Origin of the sequence: Pseudobacteriovorax antillogorgiicola (genome assembly GCF_900177345.1) — a bacterium.
Classification (GTDB): domain Bacteria; phylum Bdellovibrionota_B; class Oligoflexia; order Oligoflexales; family Oligoflexaceae; genus Pseudobacteriovorax; species Pseudobacteriovorax antillogorgiicola.
In genome coordinates, this window is sequence record NZ_FWZT01000001.1 from 71,460 (window position 1) to 95,966 (window position 24,507).

General features: G+C 47.9%; 20 protein-coding genes and 5 tRNA genes. 4 read left to right on the top strand and 21 right to left on the bottom strand.

Annotated elements, in window-relative coordinates:
• Positions 1-124: 124 nt before the first annotated feature.
• From rpoC to B9N89_RS00460, 19 genes are all read right to left on the bottom strand, one after another.
• Entirely contained in the window at positions 125-4,255 is a 4,131-nt protein-coding gene (gene rpoC / locus B9N89_RS00370) for a DNA-directed RNA polymerase subunit beta' (RefSeq protein WP_132314784.1), read from the bottom strand.
• Positions 4,256-4,313: 58 nt separating this feature from the next.
• Positions 4,314-8,432 (bottom strand): DNA-directed RNA polymerase subunit beta, encoded by a 4,119-nt coding sequence (rpoB, locus tag B9N89_RS00375; protein ID WP_132314783.1) that lies wholly within the window; start codon positions 8,430-8,432, stop codon positions 4,314-4,316.
• Positions 8,433-8,677: 245 nt separating this feature from the next.
• Positions 8,678-9,058 (bottom strand): 50S ribosomal protein L7/L12, encoded by a 381-nt coding sequence (gene rplL / locus B9N89_RS00380; protein ID WP_132314782.1) that lies wholly within the window; start codon positions 9,056-9,058, stop codon positions 8,678-8,680.
• A gap of 64 nt (positions 9,059-9,122) precedes the next feature.
• On the bottom strand, positions 9,123-9,644 hold the full coding sequence (gene rplJ / locus B9N89_RS00385) for a 50S ribosomal protein L10 (RefSeq protein ID WP_132314781.1): 522 nt from the start codon (positions 9,642-9,644) through the stop codon (positions 9,123-9,125).
• A 15-nt stretch (positions 9,645-9,659) separates the two neighbouring features.
• Positions 9,660-10,355: a 50S ribosomal protein L1 gene (gene rplA / locus B9N89_RS00390; protein ID WP_132314780.1), complete on the bottom strand. Its 696-nt coding sequence runs from the start codon at positions 10,353-10,355 to the stop codon at positions 9,660-9,662.
• 57 nt (positions 10,356-10,412) lie between these two features.
• Positions 10,413-10,835, bottom strand: coding sequence for a 50S ribosomal protein L11 (gene rplK / locus B9N89_RS00395; protein ID WP_132314779.1), 423 nt, complete (start codon positions 10,833-10,835; stop codon positions 10,413-10,415).
• Positions 10,836-10,945: 110 nt separating this feature from the next.
• Positions 10,946-11,488, bottom strand: a complete 543-nt coding sequence (gene nusG, locus B9N89_RS00400) for a transcription termination/antitermination protein NusG (protein ID WP_132314778.1) — start codon at positions 11,486-11,488, stop codon at positions 10,946-10,948.
• Between the two features lie 72 nt (positions 11,489-11,560).
• A complete protein-coding gene (gene secE / locus B9N89_RS00405) occupies positions 11,561-11,941 on the bottom strand; it encodes a preprotein translocase subunit SecE (RefSeq protein WP_132314777.1) in 381 nt (126 codons plus the stop codon).
• 69 nt (positions 11,942-12,010) lie between these two features.
• A tRNA-Trp gene (locus B9N89_RS00410) sits at positions 12,011-12,084 on the bottom strand.
• A 35-nt stretch (positions 12,085-12,119) separates the two neighbouring features.
• Positions 12,120-13,313 (bottom strand): elongation factor Tu, encoded by a 1,194-nt coding sequence (tuf, locus tag B9N89_RS00415; RefSeq protein ID WP_132314776.1) that lies wholly within the window; start codon positions 13,311-13,313, stop codon positions 12,120-12,122.
• Between the two features lie 130 nt (positions 13,314-13,443).
• Positions 13,444-13,518, bottom strand: a tRNA-Thr gene (locus tag B9N89_RS00420).
• A gap of 19 nt (positions 13,519-13,537) precedes the next feature.
• Positions 13,538-13,614: transfer RNA gene (locus tag B9N89_RS00425), tRNA-Gly, on the bottom strand.
• A gap of 29 nt (positions 13,615-13,643) precedes the next feature.
• A tRNA-Tyr gene (locus tag B9N89_RS00430) sits at positions 13,644-13,728 on the bottom strand.
• A gap of 29 nt (positions 13,729-13,757) precedes the next feature.
• Positions 13,758-13,833: transfer RNA gene (locus B9N89_RS00435), tRNA-Thr, on the bottom strand.
• Positions 13,834-13,944: 111 nt separating this feature from the next.
• Positions 13,945-14,676, bottom strand: coding sequence for a 23S rRNA (guanosine(2251)-2'-O)-methyltransferase RlmB (rlmB, locus tag B9N89_RS00440; protein WP_159455047.1), 732 nt, complete (start codon positions 14,674-14,676; stop codon positions 13,945-13,947).
• Positions 14,673-15,899, bottom strand: coding sequence for a DUF4388 domain-containing protein (locus tag B9N89_RS00445; protein WP_132314774.1), 1,227 nt, complete (start codon positions 15,897-15,899; stop codon positions 14,673-14,675). The genes rlmB and B9N89_RS00445 overlap by 4 nt, the downstream gene beginning before the upstream one ends.
• 3 nt (positions 15,900-15,902) lie before the next feature.
• On the bottom strand, positions 15,903-17,282 hold the full coding sequence (locus B9N89_RS00450; RefSeq protein WP_132314773.1) for a sigma-54-dependent transcriptional regulator: 1,380 nt from the start codon (positions 17,280-17,282) through the stop codon (positions 15,903-15,905).
• A gap of 10 nt (positions 17,283-17,292) precedes the next feature.
• Entirely contained in the window at positions 17,293-19,539 is a 2,247-nt protein-coding gene (locus B9N89_RS00455; protein ID WP_132314772.1) for a sensor histidine kinase, read from the bottom strand.
• A gap of 4 nt (positions 19,540-19,543) precedes the next feature.
• On the bottom strand, positions 19,544-20,155 hold the full coding sequence (locus B9N89_RS00460; RefSeq protein WP_132314771.1) for a hypothetical protein: 612 nt from the start codon (positions 20,153-20,155) through the stop codon (positions 19,544-19,546).
• Between the two features lie 93 nt (positions 20,156-20,248).
• Here B9N89_RS00460 and B9N89_RS00465 point away from each other — a divergent pair, with 93 nt between their 5' ends.
• Positions 20,249-21,151 carry a tyrosine-type recombinase/integrase gene (locus tag B9N89_RS00465; protein WP_132314770.1) on the top strand — a complete coding sequence of 301 codons (903 nt, stop codon included), beginning with the start codon at positions 20,249-20,251 and terminating at the stop codon, positions 21,149-21,151.
• Entirely contained in the window at positions 21,138-21,614 is a 477-nt protein-coding gene (gene tadA, locus B9N89_RS00470; RefSeq protein WP_268808652.1) for a tRNA adenosine(34) deaminase TadA, read from the top strand. Before B9N89_RS00465 ends, tadA begins: the two co-directional genes overlap by 14 nt.
• Here the strand turns inward: tadA and B9N89_RS00475 are convergent.
• Entirely contained in the window at positions 21,537-22,160 is a 624-nt protein-coding gene (locus B9N89_RS00475; RefSeq protein ID WP_132314768.1) for a protein-methionine-sulfoxide reductase heme-binding subunit MsrQ, read from the bottom strand. The two genes, tadA and B9N89_RS00475, sit on opposite strands and share 78 nt — an antisense overlap.
• A gap of 63 nt (positions 22,161-22,223) precedes the next feature.
• Here B9N89_RS00475 and B9N89_RS00480 point away from each other — a divergent pair, with 63 nt between their 5' ends.
• Entirely contained in the window at positions 22,224-22,586 is a 363-nt protein-coding gene (locus tag B9N89_RS00480; RefSeq protein WP_132314767.1) for a hypothetical protein, read from the top strand.
• A gap of 25 nt (positions 22,587-22,611) precedes the next feature.
• Here the strand turns inward: B9N89_RS00480 and B9N89_RS00485 are convergent, their stop codons facing one another.
• Positions 22,612-23,145: a peptidylprolyl isomerase gene (locus B9N89_RS00485; RefSeq protein WP_132314766.1), complete on the bottom strand. Its 534-nt coding sequence runs from the start codon at positions 23,143-23,145 to the stop codon at positions 22,612-22,614.
• A gap of 176 nt (positions 23,146-23,321) precedes the next feature.
• On the opposite strand from B9N89_RS00485, the gene B9N89_RS00490 reads away from it, so the two are divergent.
• Positions 23,322-24,503, top strand: a complete 1,182-nt coding sequence (locus B9N89_RS00490) for a THUMP domain-containing class I SAM-dependent RNA methyltransferase (protein WP_132314765.1) — start codon at positions 23,322-23,324, stop codon at positions 24,501-24,503.
• Positions 24,504-24,507: the final 4 nt, after the last annotated feature.

The window sequence follows — 24,507 nt, forward strand, 5'->3', positions numbered from 1 at the left end:
CTATCGAGAGGGGTGTATGACTACCAAGCTCTTCGAAAGAAAGCAAGGTCAAAATTGTACCTTAAGACAAAAATCAAGGGCCCTCCTACAGGAGAAGCCCAAAACCAAAATTTATCCAGTAATCTTATCCGTTTGTCGCCTCAGCAACTTCTGGGTTCGGCTTACTAGGACCGGCATCACGAAGTCTTGATTCCAAATGACGGTAGTGCATAGAGCCTGTACCTGCTGGAATCAATCGTCCCATAATGACGTTCTCTTTGAGGCCGCGAAGATGGTCCACCTTGGAGTTGATAGCAGCTTCCGTGAGAACCTTAGTCGTCTCCTGGAAGGATGCCGCTGAGATGAAACTATCTGTCGACAAGGATGCTTTGGTAATACCCAGAAGAAGAGGTTCGTAGGTTGCCTCTTGGCCCCCTGACGCCTTAATCTGAACATTAGAATCATCGACCTCAAAGCGTTCCACTTGCTCCCCTGGTAGGAAGCGCGTATCACCTGGGCTAAGAATCTTAACGCGGCGGCACATCTGGCGAACTATCACTTCAATGTGCTTGTCATTAATCTTCACACCCTGCAATCGATAAACGTCCTGGACTTCGTCAACAAGGAAGCGAGCCAGAGCAAGGTGTCCCATAATCGCCAGGATATCGTGCGGGCTAGGCGAACCATCAACAATGGCTTCACCTTTCCTGATGTAGTCGCCTTCAGTCACGATTACATGGCGTCCTTTGGGAATCAAATACTCTGTGGTTTCATTGTCGTCACCAACAATGATTACCTTCCGCTTGCCCTTGGAGTCAGCACCGAATGTCACAGCACCATCTCGATCAGACATGATGGCAATATCCTTGGGTTTTCTCGCCTCAAACAACTCGGCAACCCGTGGTAGACCACCTGTAATATCCTTAGTTTTGGCAGTTTCACGAGGAATCTTTGCCAGGATATCTCCAGGCTCAACCTCTTTGCCATTATCTATGAACACCGTCGCACCAACTGGTAGCGAGTAACGAGCCTCGCGCTTACCATCAAGGACAACGGTGCTGCCAGTGCCATCAACAATCTCAAGAGCCGGCTTTAGGTCGGTTCCGCGAGTTTCGATGATCACTTTCCTTGTTAGGAATGTAGCTTCGTCAGTTCTCTCTTCTATGGACTGACCTTCCTTCATGTCGAAGTACTTGATCGCACCCTTCACCTCTGCCAATATCGACATAGCAAACGGGTCCCACTCTGCAAGAGAGTCACCAGCTTCCACCAGCTGATCTTCTTTCACGACAAGGACAGAGCCGTAAGTAATCGGGTAAGTATCCCGGACTTGATCTGTATCTTTGTCGACGATCTTGATCTCACCGTTCCGACTCAAGACTACAGTCTGGCCATCACGGTTCGTAACCTGCTTAATTCGCTCAAATTTGACGATACCAGAGAAGTTGGTTTCTAACGTGTTCTTCTCTACTTTATGCGTCACAGTACCACCAAAGTGGAAGGTACGCATCGTCAACTGCGTTCCCGGCTCACCGATGGACTGGGCTGCAATCACACCAATCGCCTCACCGACATTGATCAAGTGACCTGTTGCCAAGTCTCGACCGTAGCAACGAGCACAGATACCCTTGCGAGTCTGGCAGGTAAGAACAGAGCGGATGTTAACAATCTCAACGCCACAGTCATCCATTTTAGCTGCGATCTCTTCAGTGACAACGTCACCCTTAGATGCGATCAGCTCGTTGGTATCATGGTTAACCACGTCTTCTTGGAGAGTTCGACCAAGAGTTCGGTCACCAACTGTCTGCTTAACCTCACTACCTTCGCGCAATGCTGTCATCTGAATGCCGGACCCAGTGCCACAGTCTAGCTCTGAGATAGTAGCATCTTGAGCAACATCCACCAGACGGCGAGTCAAGTAACCAGAACTCGCAGTTTTCAACGCCGTATCCGCAAGACCCTTACGAGCACCGTGAGTCGAAGTAAAGTATTCAAGTACGGACAGTCCCTCGCGGAAGTTAGCCGTAATGGGTGTTTCGATAATCTCACCGGACGGCTTAGCCATGAGGCCTCGCATACCAGCCAGCTGACGAATCTGCTGCGCGGAACCCCGAGCACCAGAGTCGGCCATCATGAAGATCGAGTTATCACTCGGGACTTCAATATCGACACCTTTATGGTTGGTCTTGCTATCCTTCGCTATGTTACTAAACATTTCTTCTGCGATGTTTTCCGTAACTTTCGCCCAGATATCGACAACCTTGTTATAACGCTCACCTTCAGTCAAAAGACCTTCAGAATATTGCTCTTTAATCTTTTTCACTTCATCGTAGGCGGCATCCAAAAGGGCCTGCTTGCCCTCAGGAACAACCATGTCACCGATGGAGATGGATAATCCGGCTTTCGTTGAGTAACGATAACCCGTAGCACGTAAGGCATCAGCTAGGAGAACCGTCTTTTTCGGCCCTGCGACCCGGAACGTTTCATCGACAAGAGCAGCTAGCTCTTTCTTACCCATCATTCTGTTAATCACAGAAAACGGTAGTTCCTCAGGTAGAATCTCTGACAGAAGCACACGGCCGACAGTAGTCTCTGTACGAACACCATTCACGCGCACCTGAATCGGCGCCTGTAGATCCACACCGTCGTGATCGTAAGCAGCTCGAACTTCTTCCACAGTGGCAAAGATCTTACCAGCACCACGTGCTTCTACATCTTCCTTCGTCATGTAGTAGATGCCAAGAACGATATCCTGCGTAGGAACAATTACGGGTGAACCAGACGCAGGACTCAAGATGTTGTTGGTTGACATCATGAGTACTCGTGCTTCCATCTGCGCTTCCACAGACAATGGCACGTGCACAGCCATCTGGTCACCGTCAAAGTCAGCATTGAAAGCAAAACAAACAAGCGGGTGAAGCTGAATCGCCTTACCTTCAATCAATACTGGCTCGAACGCCTGAATACCTAGACGGTGAAGAGTCGGAGCACGGTTGAGCAACACAGGGTGCTCTTTGGTAACTTCTTCCAGAATATCCCAAACTTCGGGACGTTCTTTTTCCACAAGCTTCTTCGCAGACTTGATCGTGGAAACGATACCATGCTCTTCTAGCTTATTATAAATAAATGGCTTAAATAGCTCGATAGCCATCTTCTTAGGCAGACCACACTGGTGTAGCTTTAGCTGTGGGCCTACAACAATCACCGATCGACCGGAGTAATCGACACGTTTCCCAAGAAGGTTTTGACGGAAACGGCCTTGCTTTCCTTTCAACATATCAGAAAGGGATCTTAACGCACGCTTATTTGGACCAGTGAAAACCTTGCCACGTCGACCGTTATCGAAGAGCGCATCTACAGCTTCTTGAAGCATACGCTTTTCGTTGCGGATAATGATTTCCGGAGCATTAAGTTCAATCAAGCGCAGCAAACGGTTGTTACGATTGATAACGCGACGGTAAAGATCGTTAAGGTCTGATGTCGCAAAACGACCACCGTCCAACGGCACGAGAGGCCTTAGATCGGGTGGCAGAACGGGAATTACAGAAAGCATCATCCATTCTGGCTTTGCGTCCGTGTTATTGAAAGCTTCCACAACCTTGAGTCGCTTTTGAAGCTTCTTACGGGCTGCTTCAGATGTCGCATCTACAAGGGCTTTTCTTAAGTCATCTGCCAAGTCTTCGATTCTAAGACCACCAAGAAGCTCTTGAATCGCCTCTGCACCAACGCCCACACGGAAAGCGCCATTACCATGTTCTTGGAGAAGGGCATCGTACTCTTCCTCACCAATCACCTGACCGACAGTAAGGCCGGTTAGCTCCTCGTTCCCTGGATCAAGAACAACATAGGACTCACTATAAAGAATGCGCTCGACATCCTTCAAAGCGATATCAAGAATCGAGCCGATACGCGATGGTAGCGACTTCAAGAACCAGATATGGGCCACTGGGACCGCAAGGTTGATGTGACCTAATCGCTCACGCCGAACCTTAGATGAAATAACTTCGACACCACACTTGTCACAAACAATACCGCGGTGCTTCATGCGCTTATACTTGCCGCAAATACACTCGTAGTCCCGCACGGGACCGAATATTTTAGCGCAGAAAAGGCCATCACGCTCAGGCTTGAAAGTCCTGTAGTTGATGGTTTCTGGCTTCTTAACCTCACCGAACGACCAACTTCTGATTTTCTCAGGCGACGCCAAAGAAATTTTGATCGCACTAAAACTTAGGGGATCAGTTGGCTTATCGAAAAAATTAACTAGATCGTTCAAAACTCAATACCTCCATGAGGTCAAAGGTTACTGCTCAGGTTAATGAGCAGGTGGCTAACTATGCAAACCCATCCAATCCGACTTCTTCGTTATCTCGAATCAAGTTTACATCGAGACCAAGACTCTGAAGCTCCTTGACCAGAACGTTGAAGCTTTCGGGTAGCCCCGGCATCATCATATTCTGACCTTTTACAATGGACTCGTACATCCGCGTCCGTCCGAGAACGTCATCGGACTTCACTGTCAAGAACTCTTGTAGAGTATTGGCAGCTCCGTACGCTTCCATAGCCCAGACCTCCATCTCCCCGAGACGCTGACCACCGAACTGAGCCTTACCACCCAGAGGCTGCTGCGTAACAAGTGAATAGGGGCCAATTGACCTTGCATGTATCTTCTCATCCACCAAGTGATGTAGCTTGAGTACGTACATCACACCAACAGTAACTCTATTGTCGAACTTGTTGCCGGTTCGTCCGTCATACAAGTCGCTTTGACCATCTTTATCAAGACCTGCAAGCTCAAGATATCGCTCAATATCGTCTTCTACTGCCCCGTCGAACACTGGGTTCGCAAGGTGTACGCCTTCCCGATACTTCTTCACGAAAATCTTCAGCTGATCATCCGTACAGTTGCGGACGAACTCTTCGATCTCTTTATCATCTTTCCAGATATTACAGGCGAGATCCTCGATCTCTTTTCTTGGGAAGCTTTCTTCAAGCATGGTGTTCAATCGCTCACCAACGCCCTTCGCGGCCCACCCAAGGTGAGTTTCTAGAATCTGTCCCACGTTCATACGTGACGGAACACCAAGTGGGTTCAACACGATATCAACAGGGCGACCATCTGTTAGGAATGGCATGTCTTCCTCTGGAAGAATTCGCGACACAACACCCTTGTTCCCGTGACGCCCAGCCATCTTATCACCAACCTGAAGCTTACGCTTGATGGCGACATAGATTTTAACCATTTTGATCACACCAGGAGGCAGCTCGTCACCTTTACGAACCTTTTTGATCTGCTCCTCTGTCATGAAACGGATCAAATTGATCTTTTCACGGAGGTTTTCAACGACCTTCAGTAGCAAGCTGCTCTTCTCGGCGTCGTTAACAGAAACACTTTCCCAGTAAACGTAGTCAAGGTTCGTCAGGAACTCAGTGTCGAGCAAGGTCCCCGATGGGGCGATCACTTCACCATCACGACCACGGATATCACCTGCTAAAGATTCGCCTGACGTAATGCGAGCGATCTTACCAGCTGCTGACTCTTTAATAATCGCGATGCGGTCATTCTCGTCTTTACGCAGCTTTGCAATTTCAGTGTCTTCAATTTGCTGGCTACGGCTATCCTTGATCGCACCTTCCCGAGAGTAGATTTTAGCACCGATAACGGTACCAACAACACCAGGAGGAACCCTCAAAGAGGTATCTCTGACGTCACCGGCCTTCTCACCGAAGATCGCCCTGAGAAGCTTTTCTTCCGGAGTCAGCTGAGTCTCACCTTTAGGTGTAATTTTACCGACGAGAAGATCATTTGGTCTTACGTCTGCACCAATTCTGATGATACCGGCGTCATCCAGGTTTTTGAGCGCATCTTCACCGACATTAGGAATATCAGAAGTAATTTCCTCCTGACCTAGCTTGGTATCACGGGAGATACATTCAAATTCCTGAATATGGATACTTGTATATAGGTCTTCTTTAACTACCCGTTCAGAAATGAGGATAGAATCCTCGAAGTTGTAACCACTCCAAGGCATGAATGCCACTACCACATTTTGACCAAGTGCTAGTTCACCCATTTCCGTGGCGAAACCATCACCGATGATGTCACCTTTCTTAACCTTCTCGCCCTTATGAACGATAGACTTCTGGTTGATACAGGTGTCAACGTTTGAACGCTTGTTTTTCTCAAGTTTGTAGATATCAACCTCTGCACCTACCTCGGTGAGAGACTCGCTTGTATCTTCAGACTTGACGACGATCCGCTCCGCATCAACTGCAACAACGACACCGTCCCGCTTAGCGACGATCGTTGCTCCAGAATCTCGGGCTACAATTCTCTCCATTCCCGTCCCCACAAGTGGAGCACGAGTTTTTAGTAGAGGCACGGCTTGGCGCTGCATGTTCGATCCCATAAGGGCTCGGTTTGCATCGTCATTTTGAAGGAAGGGAATCAAGTTCGCTGCGACAGAAACAAGCTGAGATGTCGAAACATCCATCAAATCCGCTTCGTCTGCACGTACGATCTCACTTTCACCAGAACGTCTCGCATAAACCAGATCTTCGTTACTTTGGATAATAGAAGCCTGGGCAATGACGTGATCCGTATGCTCTTCGGCAGCGGAGTAGTATTTAACCTCTTCTCCACCATCAGCCAAGGTGCGGAACGGAGTTTCGATGAAGCCGTACTCGTTTACCTTCGCATAACTAGCTAAAGACGAAATCAAGCCAATGTTTGGACCTTCCGGGGTCTCAATCGGACAAATTCGGCCATAGTGAGTGGGATGAACGTCTCGAACTTCGAAACCAGCACGTTCACGACTCAAACCACCCGGACCAAGGGCTGACAAACGACGCTTGTGAGTCACCTCAGAAAGTGGATTTGTCTGATCCATAAACTGGCTTAGCTGGGAACTACCAAAGAATTCCTTCACCACTGCAGACGCTGGCTTATTGTTGACAAAGTCATGGGGAAGTAAGGTTTCTACATCACCCAACTGTAGACGCTCGCGGATAGCGCGCTCAATTCTTAAGAGGCCGATCCGATACTGGTTTTCTAAAAGCTCACCAACCGCTCTGACTCGACGATTACTAAGGTTGTCAATATCATCAATCTGACCCTTGTCATTTTTAAGAGCCAGGAGGTACTCAACTGTTTTTAGAATATCTTCTTTAGTTAGAGTACGAGTCTCAACTGGAAGATCAAGCCCCAGCTTTTCATTGAGCTTCATACGCCCAACAGCACTGAGATCGTAGCGATCTGGGTTGAAAAACAGGTTATCGAATAGTGCCGTTGCGGGCTCGATCGTAGGGGGATCACCAGGGCGCATTCTCTTGTAAATTTCGAGAATCGCCTCGTCCTTGGTATCAACTTTATCACCGACAAGTGTATTACGGAACGATGCATCAGCATTGACATTATCAATAAAGAGTACCGAAAACTCAGAAACTCCCGCCTTAACGATTTCAGTCAAGGCCTCCATGTCAAGCTCACCATTGACCGGAACGATTTCTTCGCCGGACTTATCGAGGATCGGCTCGGCTACAAACTTGCCGACTAGCTCCTCCTGCTCCATTGCGACGTACTCAATTCCAGCCTGTTCCATTTGACGAATTGCACCAACCGAGATTCGCCGGCCCCGTTTTACAAGGACCTTACCAGATGACGGATCGATGAGGTCACTAAGGGCTCGCTGGCCGCGAAGAATCTCGTAGTTAAGGCGCTTCTCAAGCTTACCTTCTTTAATACGAATCCATTCCTTCTTGTAGAAATAATCAAGAAGTTCCTGCTCGGTATAGCCAAGAGCCTTGAGCAGAATGGTCGCATACATTTTGCGGCGGCGATCGATTCTAAGGTATAGGATATCTTTCGTATCAAACTCGAAATCTAACCAACTTCCGCGATAAGGAATAACGCGGGCTGTGTAAAGCAACTTACCAGACGTTGAGTTGCGCCCCTTATCGTGGTCGAAGAATACACCTGACGAACGGTGTAGCTGGGAAACAACAACTCGCTCGGTACCGTTGATGATAAAGGTACCATCTTCGGTCATGAGTGGGATTTCACCAAAGTAAACTTCCTGCTCTTTGACATCGCGAATACTTTTTACGGAAGTATCTTTGTCGATGTCCCAGACGACAAGCCGGATGACCACTTTGAGTGGAGCCGCAAAGCTCATGCCTCGCTGTCGACACTCATCGACGGTATATTTGGGCTCCTCGAACGAGTAGCTAACAAACTCGACAGAAGCCGTCTCAGCGAAGTGAGAAATGGGGAAAACGGAGTTGAAGACAGATTGTAAGCCTACGTTTTTCCGATCATTCGGCAAAACCTCAGCCTGTAAAAAAGAATTGTAACTGCTCTTTTGCAATTCGATCAGGTAAGGTATATCAATTGCTGCCGGAATCTTTTCAAACTTCTTACGCGGACGAGTAAAACTAGAAGCGAGGGAGGTCATGTAGCACTCCTATCGACGGAATCCCAATTAAACAAAGACAGAGGCCCTGTATCCCCTGCCGCTGCTTCCCAATTTTCGTGGAAAAACCACAGTCTCAAATTCTATGATGAGCTCTTAATGCAAACTTATTAAATATTCTATTCCAGAATCAATAGGATATATCGAAACTTGACAACAAAAAAGCGGAAAGATAGAAATGGGCCACATTAACGTAGCCCAAATCAGCAATCTTTCCGCGTTGAGTCTTACTTAAGTTCGACTTTAGCGCCAGCTTTTTCAAGAGCTTCTTTGATCTTGTTAGCTTCGTCCTTAGGAACACCAGCTTTGATTTCCTTTGGAGCACCTTCTACAAGATCCTTAGCTTCTTTAAGACCTAGGCCAGTGATCGCACGGATTTCTTTAATCACGTTGATCTTCTTAGCACCGTGGTCAGCTAGAACTACAGAGAATTCATCCTTCTCTTCTTCAGCAGCAGCGCCAGCAGCTGGTCCACCAGCCATCATAGCAACTGGAGCAGCAGCGCTCACACCGAATTTGTCTTCTAATTCTTTTACAAGATCAGCAGCCTCTAAAAGAGTTAGATTCTCTAAAAACTCAACAACTTGTTCTTTAGTCACGTTTGACATAATTTTATTTCCTCCCAAAATCGCTCGTCACTACTCCAAAATCTTTTTTGGCTACAGTGACGGCTTAAGACTTCTTATCTTTGATAGCGTTGATAACCTGTACAAGATTGCGGCTGACACCATTAAGCACACCTAGCAAGCCACGGTGAGGAGCCACGAGAGAGCCGACAATCTGGCCCAAAAGCACCTCTTTGCTTGGTAGATCTGCGATTGCCTTTAGCTCATCAGTATTGACTACTGAGCCTTCCATGTGACCAGCGGTAACTTTGAGATTGGGATTTCCCTTCGCAAATTCCAGCACGGTCTTTGTTGCTTGAGCCGAGTCACCATAGGCGCAGACGATCCCAATGGGCCCAACTAGCTTGTCTGAAAGGTCTTTCATATCTGTCACTTCAGCTTCGATCGCTTTTTTAGCGATTCGATTCTTAATGACCTTAAATTCAGCACTTACTTCGCGAAGCTTGACTCTTAGGTCAGTCACTTCTTCAACTGTCATTCCGCGGTACTCCGCTACGATAACAGCACTAGACTTGCTGAATTTCTCAGCGAGATCATTTTTGAGTTGTTCTTTTCCCTGACGGTCCATAACTTAACTCCTCCCTTAATTTCTAAAGGGAGCTGGATCGATTCGAACACCAGGCCCCATTGTTGCCGATAGACTTACCTTCTTCATGTAAGTACCCTTAGCTGTAGAAGGCTTCGCCTTCAGCAAGGCATCGAGAACAGTTTTTATGTTTTCGGATAGTTGCTGCTCCGTGAATCCCACACGACCTATAGATGTGTGAACGATACCAGCCTTGTCAACTCGGTATTCTGCTCGACCAGCTCGTAGCTCGCTAACAGCCTTAGCAACGTCGAAGGTAACCGTTCCAAGTTTGGGGTTCGGCATCAAGCCTCGAGGGCCAAGAAGCTTACCGAGACGACCGACAACACCCATCATATCAGGGGTTGCGATAACATGGTCAAAGTCCAACCAGCCATCTGTGATCTTCTTCGCTAGGTCATCCGCACCAACGAAATCAACGTTGAGTTCAGAAGCTTCGGCAGCTTTTTCACCTTTAGCGAACACTACGATTCTTACTTTTTTTCCGAGACCATGGGGAAGAGGAGTCGCCCCACGAATGTTTTGGTCGGCGTGACGAGGGTCCACACCGAGGTTAACTGCAAGGTCAACCGAAGCATCCATCTTAGAGTAGGATGTCTCTTTCACTAATTTGCAAGCCTCAACGAGTTCATAATCGTGCTCACGATCAATCTTCCCGACGGCTTCGCGATACTTTTTTCCGCGTTTTGCCATAATATTCTCCGTAGTGCTATCGAGCTTACGCTCTCCTACTATGTAATCCGAACCTTATTACTTTACTTCGAGACCCATGCTACGAGCTGAACCTAAAATGATTCGCGCTGCCGCATCTTCGTCGTAAGCATTAAGATCATTCATCTTTGTTTTCGCGATTTCTTTAACCTGATCCATCGTCACAGATCCAGCAACACTAGTTCCAGGAGTTTGTGAACCCTTCTGCAACTGAGCAGCTTTCTTTAAAAGATCTGAAGCAGGGGGACTCTTAGTGATAAAACTAAAAGACTTATCCGCGTATACAGTTATCACGGTAGGCAGAACAGATCCAGCCTGCTTTTGAGTTTTAGCATTAAAGTCTTTGCAGAACGCCATGATATTCACACCGCGTTGACCCAAAGCTGGACCAATGGGTGGAGCAGGGTTCGCTTTTCCTGCCGGAATCTGCAATTTGATAAATCCGACAACTTTCTTTGCCACTTTATTGCTCCTATTTCATCGAAACTGGCTTACGCCAACTATCTGACTTGGAAAACGGGATTTACGTTATTTTTCCACAGTCGTCAAGGAATTTCCCGAGTCCAAGATATCTAAATCTTCTCAACTTGTCCGAACTCGAGTTCCACTGGGGTTTCTCGCCCAAAAATACTAACTAATACCCTGACTTTCGCTTTATCAGGCTTAACCTCATCGATGACGCCGTCGAAGTTACTAAACGGCCCTTCCATAACCTTGACCGCCTCGCCTTTTGCAAACTGCACGTCTGGAATAACTTCTTTCGCTTGCTCACGAGCTTCTTCGGAAGTGATCTGAAGCACCTCGTGATCTGGCAAAGGCCTAGGTCGTTTTGTATTCCCAACAAAGCCGGTAATTTTAGGGGTGCTTTTGACGATATGCATGGTGAGATCGGTAAGATCCATCTGGACTAGGATGTAACCCGGGAAAGATGTCTTCGACACAGCCTTTTTCTTACCCGACTTGGTGACGGTCTCACTCACCGTCTGCGGGATAAAAACCTCTCCGAACTGCTCTTCGCATCCTTCGTTCTTTGCGAGTTCTAAAAGGGATTGCTTTGCTCGCTCTTCATAGCCTGAATAGGTATGGACGACATACCACTTGAATTCGCCGCTCATATATCTTGCCTTTAAAATAAAATTAGACCATGCAGGCCACTAAAACCTCGGTGATCTCAATGGACTTCTATCTTAGGTTAATATAATACCAAGAAGTTCAGCCCAAATCAGGTCAAATGCAGCAAGGATGGCAGCGAATATACCCACGACCACGCAAACGACGATCGTCATACGCCTCGTGTCAGGAAAGCTCGGCCAAGTAACCTTTCGCAACTCCCCGACGGAAGCTAGGAAATACTCATGCCTTTCCTTGTCACGAGACAAGAAAAGCGACGTACCTGCACCAATAAGAAGAGCAACTATGAGGGACGCTGGCTGGAATAACTCATCGAACTTCTCGGAAAAACCGGTCTGCACGCCAATGGTTTCCAGAGCTTTGTAACTAGTAAACGCTACCAAGCCTGCAAAAATAACGTAAGCCAGGCGAAGATAGAATGCATCATCTTTTTTCATAAAAACTTCCTCCAGCTCTTCAACCCGAGAAGCAACACTGTAACTAGTAAAAAATTAAACACAAAAAAGCAGGCGAGGAGGGACTCGAACCCCCAACATGCGGATTTGGAATCCGCCGCTCTACCAATTGGAGCTACTCGCCTATAGAAAAGGAAGCGAAAACGCTTCCTCACTCTAATTAGTCAGTGATCTCAGCAACAACACCGGCACCAACAGTACGTCCACCTTCGCGGATCGCGAAGCGAAGCTCTTTATCCATCGCAATTGGCTGGATAAGTTCAACTTCAACATCAATGTTGTCACCAGGCATAACCATCTCTACATCAGCAGGAAGGATGATGTTGCCAGTTACGTCAGTAGTTCTGAAGTAGAACTGAGGACGGTAACCCTTGAAGAATGGAGTGTGACGTCCACCTTCTTCTTTAGTCAAGATATAGACAGAAGCCTTGAACTTCTTGTGCGGCGTAATGGAGCCAGGCTTAGAAAGAACCTGACCACGTACAACCTCTTCACGCTTAGTACCACGAAGAAGGATACCAACGTTGTCACCCGCTTGACCTTCGTCTAGAAGCTTACGGAACATTTCTACGCCAGTACAGGTCGTCTTCGTTGTTTCTTTAATACCAACGATTTCGATCTCTTCACCAACCTTAACAATACCGCGCTCGATACGACCAGTAACAACTGTACCACGACCAGAGATGGAGAAAACATCTTCGATCGGCATCAAGAAAGGCTTGTCAACTGGACGATCAGGAACTGGGATGTACTCATCACATTCTGCGATAAGCTCAACAACCTTTTTAGCCCACTCATCATCAGCGCTGCCAGCTTCAAGAGCTTTTAGAGCAGAACCCTTAACAATCGGAGTGTCATCTCCTGGGAACTGGTACTGACTTAGAAGCTCACGAACTTCCATTTCGACGAGCTCTAGAAGCTCTTCGTCGTCGACCATGTCGCACTTATTAAGGAATACTACGATCTTTGGAACACCTACCTGACGAGCAAGTAGAATGTGCTCACGAGTCTGAGGCATGGGGCCATCAGCCGCGCTACAAACCAAGATCGCACCGTCCATCTGAGCAGCACCAGTGATCATGTTCTTCACATAGTCAGCGTGACCTGGACAGTCAACGTGAGCGTAGTGACGGTTTTCAGATTCGTACTCTACGTGAGATGTCGCGATAGTGATACCGCGAGCCTTCTCTTCCGGAGCATTATCGATCTCATCAAACGCTTTCAGTTCGCCACCGTAAGCAAGACTCATGACCTTTGTGATTGCTGCAGTTAGAGTTGTTTTACCGTGGTCGACGTGGCCAATAGTACCAACGTTAACGTGTGGTTTTCCTCGTTCAAATTTTTCTTTTGCCATTTTATTCCTCCCGCTATCGGCAGAAAGCGATTCCTATGATACTGTTCTATATAGTAAAACCGTAAGATGCACGATAATACATCGAATTATTAAAAATGAAAATCTTGATTTAAAAGAGCCACAGGTAAGATGGAGCCCAGAACGGGATTTGAACCCGTGACCTCGTCCTTACCAAGGACGTGCTCTACCCCTGAGCCACCTGGGCTAAATTACAAGCAGACGTATGGAGCGGGAAACGGGATTCGAACCCGCGACCCTTAGCTTGGAAGGCTAATGCTCTAGCCAGCTGAGCTACTCCCGCATATCCAAAACGAACACCGGTAACAAAAATGGTGGAGGGAGATGGATTCGAACCATCGTAGGCTGAGCCAACGGATTTACAGTCCGCCCCCTTTAGCCACTCGGGCACCCCTCCATAGAGCACCAAAAACAAGCTGAAAAATATGGAGCTGGCGATGGGACTTGAACCCGCAACCTGCTGATTACAAGTCAGCTGCTCTACCAATTGAGCTACGCCAGCAGTCACTTAAGTAACTGTTTTCAGCCGCCTCAAGTGTTAGAGTGAATTACACTGTTCTTCTCCCAACTGTCAAGGATAAAGGAAAAGAAAAATACACATTTTTTAGACGGTTTATAATGACTTACTGAATTGTTGCAGCACAATTCCAGCGGCAACCGCTACGTTCAAGGACTCCACGCGATTGGGTGCACCTTCAATAGATACAATCACATCACAGGCCTTGCGTACGAGACGTGATAAACCTTTATCCTCCGACCCCATCACCAAGACAACCTTTTCATATTTACTGGAGTATCGGTCCATAGGCTCACCTCCCATATCCGTACCAACTATCCAGTAACCGTGATCTTTTAGCTTTCTCAAGGTCCGAACCAGATTCACCACGGAGTAGACGTCCGTGAAGACTAGTGCCCCTTGGCACGTAGACATCGTACCCAAGGCAATAGGAGCCTGACGCTTTTGAGGAACAACAATATCGGAAACACCAAAGAAAGATGCTGACCGTAAAATCGCACCCAGGTTCCTCGTATCCGTGATGTGATCCAAGGCAAGAACCACGGGCGAAAGTTGGTCTGGAAGCTTCTCTTCAAGCCTGAATTCATCACGGAAGTCTTCTTGAACAAAAACTTTTAGAGACTCGGCACCTTGCTCGATAGGACACGGTAAGCTACGGCCTTCAAGTAGCTTCCCTAATCGATTCATGTCTCGGTCAGGGCACTCAATTTTTTTGATTCTCTGTTCTTGATACTGGAGATATTCTTGAAGAGCAGACCAACTTTCAACATACAAGCCCTCGGGTTTTGTTGAAGGTTTGTTTTTTCTTCTAAAATTTTGTTTTTTCATATTAACATTTCTTGAATAGATTTTTTGACTGCCCATCCGTTCTTCGGCAGCAAGTCACCAGTGATTTGCAGGACAAATTGAATCAGGCCTTGCAGAGCCCATGCGATGGACTGCTGCTGTGTGGCGCTGTCACGCCCCTTTTCGTAGAGGTGTCTTACACTCTCAACGGCTATACTACCATCGCTTTTCAAGTATATGGGGGTGTTCCGATCCTGATAGAGCCGCCTGACAAAGCTTTGCAGGTCGAGGTATGGAAACGTCACCTTAGCATCACCAAAGGCTTTCACAGACGTCCTCAGGACAATGTGATAAGCATCGATATAGCCTTTAAGCTCACGCTGCTGGTGGTCGCTGGCGATAAACACCTGGCTATTTTCATCCAGTTCTTCAACCTCGATATATCTCTCCACCACCAGATGAAATAGATTGAGATAGGTGTTGCTTTCGGTTAGTTTCGATTTTGCCAATAGGTTTGCGACTGTTGGATTTTCTCGAATCAGCAACAGCATATCGTAGAGATGTGTTCCCTCTTCGTGTTTGTGGTCACGATCCTCTTCCCTCACAATTAGCCTAGACCTGGCTCCGACGCGGCTCCGAAACCCACGAAACATTTGGCTAAAGCTAGCGCACTGCTCAATGAGAGTTTTTGTACTTTCCTCAAGGATAATCGAAACGGGGGGCTGACTACTATCAGCTCTAATTTCGTAAACCACATGAGAGGTCAAGAAAACCGACTGGAATATCTCTTTAATCTGAAGCTTCAAGAAGTCCCAAAGATCGGCACTGTTATATTCCTTACTTTCAAGCAGCACCTTACCAAATTTACGCTCTCTTGTGACTTCAACTGCAGCATTTGTCATCTGATCGATCGTGATACGCCCACCCCGATAGATAACTTCGCCCAGCCGATCGTCCATCAGATCGGATCGCGCAAACACCAATTCGCCGTTTTGAAAGTATAGGGACTTGTGATTGTCATCGACTTTAATACTAAAAATACCTGTGAAGCGCCGATGAACCAAACCATACATAAGGCTGACTAAAACATCTGTACCACATCGCCCTGAAGCAGAGCTAATCTGGTCTGCGATGCCTTCATTATGAAGCAGCACTGTGTCCGTGCCGACTTTTAGAGCTCGCCACTGACCATCACTGAGTTCATCTTGCAGAAGCAATTCACCTCCTTCGGTGGCGCCAATTCCAATGGGAGTGAACTGCGTCATAAGCTAGCCTCTTTGCTTGGGGTCGATTTTAAATACTTTCAGCTTCCGATGCAGATTGCTGCGCTCAACACCGATCGCTTCCGCCGTTTTAGTTACGTTCCACTGATTTTCCTCAAGTTTATCAAGAATAAAGGCTCTTTCAAAATCTGTTTTTGCCTGCTTCAGAGTTGCAGCTTGAGCATTGAGTGTCGGAGTGGGGCGTGGCTCATCATCAACCGGCAGCAAGCCCTTCAAATGCTCGACACGAATTACTTCGTCGGGAATCATGATGCAGATTCGTTCCAGCATATTCTTTAGCTCACGAATATTCCCTGGCCAGCGATACTGCTTGAGCATCAGGTAGGCATCATCTGAAAGACGCTTTTGCGGTTCAGCTAATTCCAAAGAAAACTGCTGAAAAAAGTAGTCACATAGATCTGAGATATCGTCTCCACGGTCACGCAACGGAGGAAGCTCAAAGGGGATTACATTCAAGCGATAGTACAAGTCTTCTCGAAACTGGCCTTTTTCAATCTCTTCTTTTAAATTTTTATTGGTTGCTGCGATCACCCTCACATCAACTTCTATCGCTTCAACACCCCCAACCCGCTCAAACTTCTGCTCCTGTAGGATTCTCAGGATCTTAGCTTGAGTCTTCAGAGACATGTCCCCAATTTCATCTAGAAACAAGGTTCCGTTATTTGCCAATTCGAACTTACCCTGCTTGCTCGCAATGGCATTGGTAAATGCCCCCTTCTGATGGCCAAACAACTCGCTCTCAATCAGCTCCTCAGGAATCGCCGCGCAGTTTACAGCAATAAAAGCTTCATTGCAGCGGGTGCTACGTGCATGAACATTCCGAGCAACCACCTCCTTACCCGTACCGTTTTCCCCAGTGATCAAGATCCATGCGTTGCGAGGGGCAACCATGTTGATTTGCCGCTTGATTTGCATCAGGCCTTCGCTTCGGCCGATCATTTCGGTGGCCTCCACTAGCTGACTCGTGCGAGAGTGAGCCTTGCGGAGCTTGTTCGCATGCTCCAGCAAAGGCAAGATCTTCTCAAGAGACAAGGGCTTCTCAAGGTACTCAAAAGCTCCGATACGGGTTGCACGAACTGCAGTATCGATGGTCCCGTGCCCACTCATGACAACGACCGGAGTTTGATGATTCAGCTCTTTTAATATTTGCAGGGTCTGAATGCCATCCAGATTCGGCATCCAAACATCTAAAAAAACCAAATCTGGGGAAGCTTTTTTGAACCGATCAACCCCTTCATAGCCATTGGCGGCCAACTTCGTATCCCAACCCTCATCATCCAGTACGTCAGCGAGGGTATTGCGAATGCTTTCTTCATCGTCAACGATCAACGCCAAAGGGCGGCTTTTATCCAACTGGTTCTCCATCGATTCTTCCTTATCCTACCGGCAGCTCCATCACCACAATCGTGCCCTCCGGAACATTGTCTTGAATTCTCAAGTATCCACCATGATCGGAGACAATTTGATTCACGATCGCAAGGCCAAGGCCCGTGCCATGTTTTTTAGTCGAAAAATAGGGTTCCATAACCTTCTGCTTCACCCGGTCGGGGATACCGCACCCTGTATCGGCAATGGAAACTCGCACCACTTCATAGCCTGGGAGCATTGAGGCTGATATGGAAATCAGACCCACCTCAGCCAAAGCATCGATACTGTTGGCTATCAGATTGGTGAAAACCCGAATCATCTGCTCCCGATCGAGCTGCACCAAGGGCAAATCTTTAGGCAGCTGACCTATATCGAAGGTGACGTGGCTGTAGCTCAAGCTATACATTCCCACGACATCGCGAATCAAATTATACAAGTTTTCTGGCTGGGTCCGAACCGCAGGCATTCTGGCAAATTTAGAGAATTCATTAACCAGATCTCTCAGGCCATCGACCTCTGAGACAATGGTTTCAACACAGGAGGAAAATACCTGCTGGTCCTTCCCTTCAAACTGGTTGCCAAACTTCCGTAGCAAACGCTGGGCACTCAACTTGATCGGTGTGATGGGGTTCTTAATTTCATGAGCGATCCGCCGCGCAACCTCACGCCAGGCTGCAACTCGTTGGGCTTTCACCTGTTCGCTTGCATCATCAAAGACAACGATCATACCAAGGTCTTCCCCAGCTTCATCCGAGATCTTGATGCCATCAGCTAGCAGCGTTAACGAACGATCTCCCACATCTAGCTCGATCTGCCCAGTGAACTCGGCACTTTCGGAAACTCTCTCTTGGATAGGCTTCCAGAAGCTTTCCATCAAATAGCCAGTAAAAACTAATGACTCGTGATGATTGATGGCTCCTTCCGCCGAAATTCCCAGCAGCTTCTCTGCCGCTCGATTGATGGATGTCACAATACCGGATGAACTCACCGAGATCACACCTGCAGAGATGTTCCTAAGGATCACCTCCATATACTTACGGCGCTGATCAAGCTCAACATTGGTTTTTTCAAGCTTGGCGGTAAAGTCTCGAACCTGTTGCTCGTGAGCTTTCAAATCAGCAGTCATACTATTAAAGGAGCGAATCAGCTGCCCAGTTTCATCGTCTGTTTTTGCAACCAAATTCACCTCATAGTTTCCAAGTGCCACCTCTTTGGTAGCTTCGGCAAGGCTTTGAATAGGCGCCATGATGCCCTTGGATACATAGAAACCCAGCCAGGTAGCTGAAAACAAGATGATCAAAACCATTAAAACGAGGAGAATCAAATAGCTTAGTCGGATCAACTCGGCACCGGGTTTAAGGTTCGCAAACTCCTGAATGATCCCTTCCACGCTCTTTAGGATTTGGGTATCAAATCGCTCCTCGGTGAGCACGACCCCAACGATCGCTTGAGAGCTGGGATCAACAATCGGTGCGACTCCACGCACCACATCGCGCCCCTGGTCCACGTCGACCACTGCTCGCGACGTCATCCCTGGGTAGGCGCGAAAGCGTTCGATGGCCCCCAGCACGAACTGCCTGGTTTGGATCGAAATCGGCTCGTCGTTATAAGATAAAGCCGAACTCCAGATCACTTGCCCATCCCGATCAAAAACACGCACCCCAAACACCCGATACTCTTGAGCAAAACCTTTTAGCCTCTGAGTATCGATCTGCGACCAAGAGTTTTCAAAAGGATAGCTTGATGCTACATCAATCCGCTGTAAGGCAATGCGAGCCAAGCCCTCGATCCGCCTCTTATCCCTTTCATAAACCAAGGCTCCTGCCTCGCGGGTTTTGTGCATTGTGGCCTCGACCTTAGCAGAAAACCAAGTATCGAAGCTCTCAGTTAGAAACCTTGTGGAGATATAAAAAAGCAAAGCAGTAGGGGCCAAGGCAAAGAACACCAAAGCAACCACCAACTTGCTCCGCAAGCGGGAGCCAATGACCCCACGACGACGTTCAAGGACTAGTTTGGCCACATTTCGAAATATGAGAAAACTCAGAACTAGGACCAGGACTACGTTGATATTGATAAGGCTGAAATACACGACCGAAGTGAGAAAGTCTTGGTGCTCAGAGAGCTGCTTGCTTAGCTCGAATAGGTTACCTTCCAGGCGCGACAATGCAACGAGCACCACCGAGATCACAATGATCAGGATAAACTCGACCAGTCGTTTCTTTTCCTCGTGAGTCGCAAGCTGGACCTTGAACATGATACTAATAGACCTTTATTGGAAACACAGCGACCTTACGGCCATATCTTGTCATGACAATGTCATGTTCACGATCGCTATTTTTAAATCGATAGCGAAAACCGGGACTTTGAACATCGAAATTGGCGTCTACCCGATCGAGCTTGATCTGATCACTTTCTTTGATCCGTAGAGTTTGATTTGGCTTGATATCGAGCAGTTTATCATTCACCTGGACCCGAATACTTCTGACGATCGGCTGGTGAACATCCAAAAACACCCTACCATGCAATATTGACTTCGTCCTAACATTGATCCGGTATCTTAGGTACTGACGCCTGATCGCCCACTGCCGATTAAGCTCATCCCCAACTAAGACTAATTTGCCGGTGTCGTCAAATGGATTATCCCCTCCGGGGCGCCTGAAGCCTACGAGATTCACGAATTCAGGCTGCTTACCACTTGCTAGTTTTGCAGCGACTATTTTTACTTGGTCACCCTCAAAAACCTTCAAAGCCTTCCCGGGTTCTACTTTCGTGATGTCTCCGTTTACCTGAATCGTGATGTGGTCCAAAAGGTCCTTCCCTTGGCTTTGGGTGCTCAGTAACATAGCAAGAATGAACCATCGATATCCCATAACGCCTCCAAATAAGTAAATCTTTCGAGATTTTGCCCGCTTTGCTAGATTCTAAAGGTTGAACTGGCTTGCTATATTATAAGAAGATATACCATGAAGGCACACCCAGAATCCGTGAAGAGATTTCTGCTCGCTTTGAAGGCCAGCGGCAAAAGCCCTTCTACAATCGAATCGTACTGTCGCGATGCAGCAGACTTCCTGCTGTACCTAAACGATTGTGCGATCCGCACCGATGAGGTAGAGCCAGAAACTTTGCTAGCCTACCAAGCCCAGCTAGGATCTTCGGAGCGCGATAACTCCGTCAGGCGTAAGATCATAGGAATTCGTCAGTTTTTTCGTTTCCTAGCCGATGAAGACCGCACTTATACATCACCTCTCGATCACGTGCCGATACCGGAGCGCGATGAATCACTCCCTGAAGGCCTTGCAGATGAAGATATTGACGAAATTCTCTTGATCTTAAAGGCGCAACCCAAGGGGATCAAAACCCAACGGGACCTAGCTATTCTCCATCTTCTAGCGTTTGAAGGCTTGAAGGCCACGGAAGTGATTAATCTGAAATGGACTCATTTATTTCTGGGTGCTGAAAGAGCAACGATGCAGCTCCACGGCAACCGATCGCGAACGATAGAACTTTCCCCTACAACATTCGCAGCGCTAACTGCCTATCGGGACGCATTTACGGAGCGAGCTCAAGGATTCAGCTTCGAAAAAGAAAGCCTCTTTATATCGTTTAAAGGCCGTGACTTCGCCACTATCTTACCCAAGATGAGCCGTCATGGGCTCAAGTTTCTCGTCTACGAACTAGGCCATCTTGCTGGAATCAAACACCTTAATACGGAACTCTTGCGGCACTACGCAGTGCAATTCCAGCTAGGCTTAGGAAAAAGCCCTGGAGACATCATGGCCCATTTTGGTTTAAGACGCCTGGGGAACATCGGTAAACACGCCCAGAAATGGCGACGCCAGGAGGAGCAGGACAATTCCAAGTCATGACGATGAGCGCTGGATGGCATTAGCCTTGAGCCTAGCTCGATCCGCAGCCATGATCGATGAAGTTCCTGTGGGAGCCGTCATCACCTTCCAAGATCGCCTTCTTTGTACAGGTCTAAATCTGCGCGAAACGCTACAAGATCCCACAGCCCATGCAGAACTCCTGGCCATCAAGAAGGCAGCAAAACTCTTGGGTACGTGGCGTTTGGTGGACTGCGACCTGTTCGTCACCCTCGAACCCTGCGTCATGTGCAGTGGGGCGATTTTTCAAAGCCGCTTCCGTCGGGTTGTTTACGGCACAGCCGACCCTAAAGGTGGGGCCTTGGGAAGCCTCTACTCCATCCATCAGGACGAGCGCCTCAATCACGCCTTTCCAGTAGAGCATGGTTTATTTGCCGATGAGTGCAGCCAAGTACTTAAAGATTTTTTTCGGCGCAAGCGCCGGCCGAAGCAGAAGGACGACTAGAAATACAGTTCCATAAAGCATGGGCTCCTGATAGTCCGACTTCACGAGCCAGACAAAGTGCAGTATTGCCATCGCCCCAGCACCATAAGCCAGGAGATGGAGTCGTTTCCAACGCCGATACCCCATCGCTCTAACAGACCAGTGATTAGATGTGATCGCCAATGGAACAAGTAGAAGATAAGCCAGCATTCCTGCCGCCATGAACTTCCGCTCTGTGATGTCTTCAAGCATAAGATTCACATCGCCACCATGATCGAGAACGACATAGGACAAGGCGTGTAGAGTTCCGTAAAAGAACACCGACAGCCCAACAGCTCGACGATAGCGTCCCAGCCTACGCCATTTAAGATGAACTTGAAGAGGGGTCAAAGTAAGGCTTAGAACCAAAAGGTTGAGAGCCCAAACTCCCGTTTCATGGGTTATAGCCTCCACCGGATTGGCACCAAGTCCATCGCTAAACCCCAGATAGAGCCAATAATAAAGTGGGCCACCCAGAAGGATTGCCACAAAAAAGCTATCGAGTTTTACAATCGATGATTTCACCATTTATCCCCCCTAAGAAATCCCGTACATTGGGGACTTTGCAATTGACACTGAGGAGGTCTCCCGTTGTTTTCTTATACGTTCTACAAGATTCTACACTACCTGGGAATTTTCATGGTTTTCTCCGGCTTGGGTGCCCAGTGCCTGCACGCTCTGAACGGTGGCGATAAGAACCATAAAGGGAGAAAATGGCTGGGCATCATGCATGGCTTGGGCCTCCTAATCGCACTTATTGCGGGCTTTGGCCTGTTGGCGCGCATCGGCACAGGCGTTCAAGGCTGGGTCATGGTCAAGTTGGCTATCTGGGTCTTGCTAGGGGGCGTTGGCGCGATTGCAGCTCGAAAGCAAAATATTGCTGGGATGATGTGGATCTTGATTCTATTACTGGGCTGGGGCGCAGCATTTATGGCTGTGAAAAAACCTCTTTAGAGAAGCCACCGAAGTGGCTTTACTCTTACTTCGCTTTTTCTGAGACAGTTGCCTTTTTGATAACAACATCTTCCAGTGGGCGGTCCTGAGCACCAGTTTTCACGGCGCCGATCGCCTTAACTACTGCCAGGCTTTCATCATCCTTGGTCGCTCCAAAGACAGTGTATTGGTTATCCAAATAAGGCACCTTCTCCAGGCAAAGAAAAAATTGTGATCCTGCAGAGTTGGGGTCATTAGTTCGGGCCATAGACAGCACACCTGGAAGGTGAGGCTTGTCGTTAAACTCAGCATCGATCGTGTATCCGGGGCCACCCATACCAGTGCCATCAGGACATCCACCCTGAATCACAAAGCCGGGTACGATACGGTGAAACGTAAGATTGTCATAATATCCAACCTTTGCCAGGGCGATCATGTTACCACAATGTCCTGGTGCAATTTCCGGATAGAACTCAAGATTGATATCACCCATCGAAGTTTCGAAAGTCAATTCGTAGGAATTTTTCTCAAAGTCAATGTTTTTAAGGGCTTCCTGAACTTCGCTTGTTACATTTGCCATGTTGCATCCTTGTCTTTACTGAACGACGATGTCTTCCTGCTAAAGGAAAGGGCTCCTCTGGTCAACGGCAAATTACGAAAACTGCTCCCAATTCTTGCAAATGGATTGACAAATTACGTCAAAAAGGCAATAAGCTAGGGCTCGAAAAACGATCAGATTGCCGAATAGGATTCGCCATGCTTCAGCCATATATCGCTACTTGCCCCCTGGAAATTCAAGACCTTGTCGCAGCTGAGTTGCGCACACAGGGAGGCACCAAAATCCGAAGTGGTTTTAAAGCCATCCAGTTTGAGGCTAAGGAGGAGAACATCTATCGCATGCACCTCGGCCTTCGCACTGTGAGTCGCCTTCTTAAAGTACTTAAAACTGGTTCAGGAAGCTCTCTCGCCATCATCACAAACCAAGCCAGCAAGGTGAAATGGGACGACTACCTCAATGAATCTACCAGTTTTCTGATCGAAGGCGTAGCTGGCGATCGAGGCCCTAAGGCACCTAGTTCAACACAGATCAGCAAGGCGGTGAGATTTGGGCTGGAGCAGTACTACCAGCGGAAGGGTCTGCAAAAGCCTAGGGTCGACCTTAAGAACCCCAAAGCAAAAATCATAGCCTTCGTTCACGAGCAACGGCTTACCATCAGCATAGACACTTCCGGCAAGACCTTTCATAAGCGTGGCTACAAGCTAGAATCTCACCCAGCACCGGTCAAGGAGACCCTCGCCGCAGCGATCCTAAGTGCTGCGGGCTACGATGGGTCGGAAAACTTATACGACCCTATGTGCGGCAGTGGGACTATCGCTATCGAAGGAGCGTATATCAGCTTAGATAAGGCACCCTTGATTCATCGTAAGAAGGGTGAGTTTGCATTAGAAAATTTAAAGGACTTCAACTACCAGCTTTGGCGTTCAGTGCAAGACGAGGTTCGTCAGTCCAAGCGCGGCGAAGCTCCAGCAGGCATTTATGCTTCTGATATCAGCGGTGAGTTTGTCGAGATGGCTCGGTCTCATGCTCTGCGCGCTAGGGTTGAGAAGCACATTCAGTTCAAGCACGGCAGCTTTTTCGAACTTCAGCCCCCATGCGATCCTGGCCTCCTCGTCTGTAACCTGCCTTATGGCGAGCGGTTGGATGGTCAAGGCCAAGAGTCTATCAAAGACTTCTATCAAGAAATTGGCAACACTCTAAAACGGCAATATTCTGGATGGCGTGTGGCTTTGCTCGCTGCAGAAGATGCCCCCTATAAGTTTATCGGATTGCGCCCTAGCAAAAAGATCCCGTTGCTTAACGGCAGCATTCGCTGCAAGCTCCTCATCTTTGAAATGTATCGAGGTAGCCGCAAGGGCAAAGAGCAGACGGAAGCTTGACGTG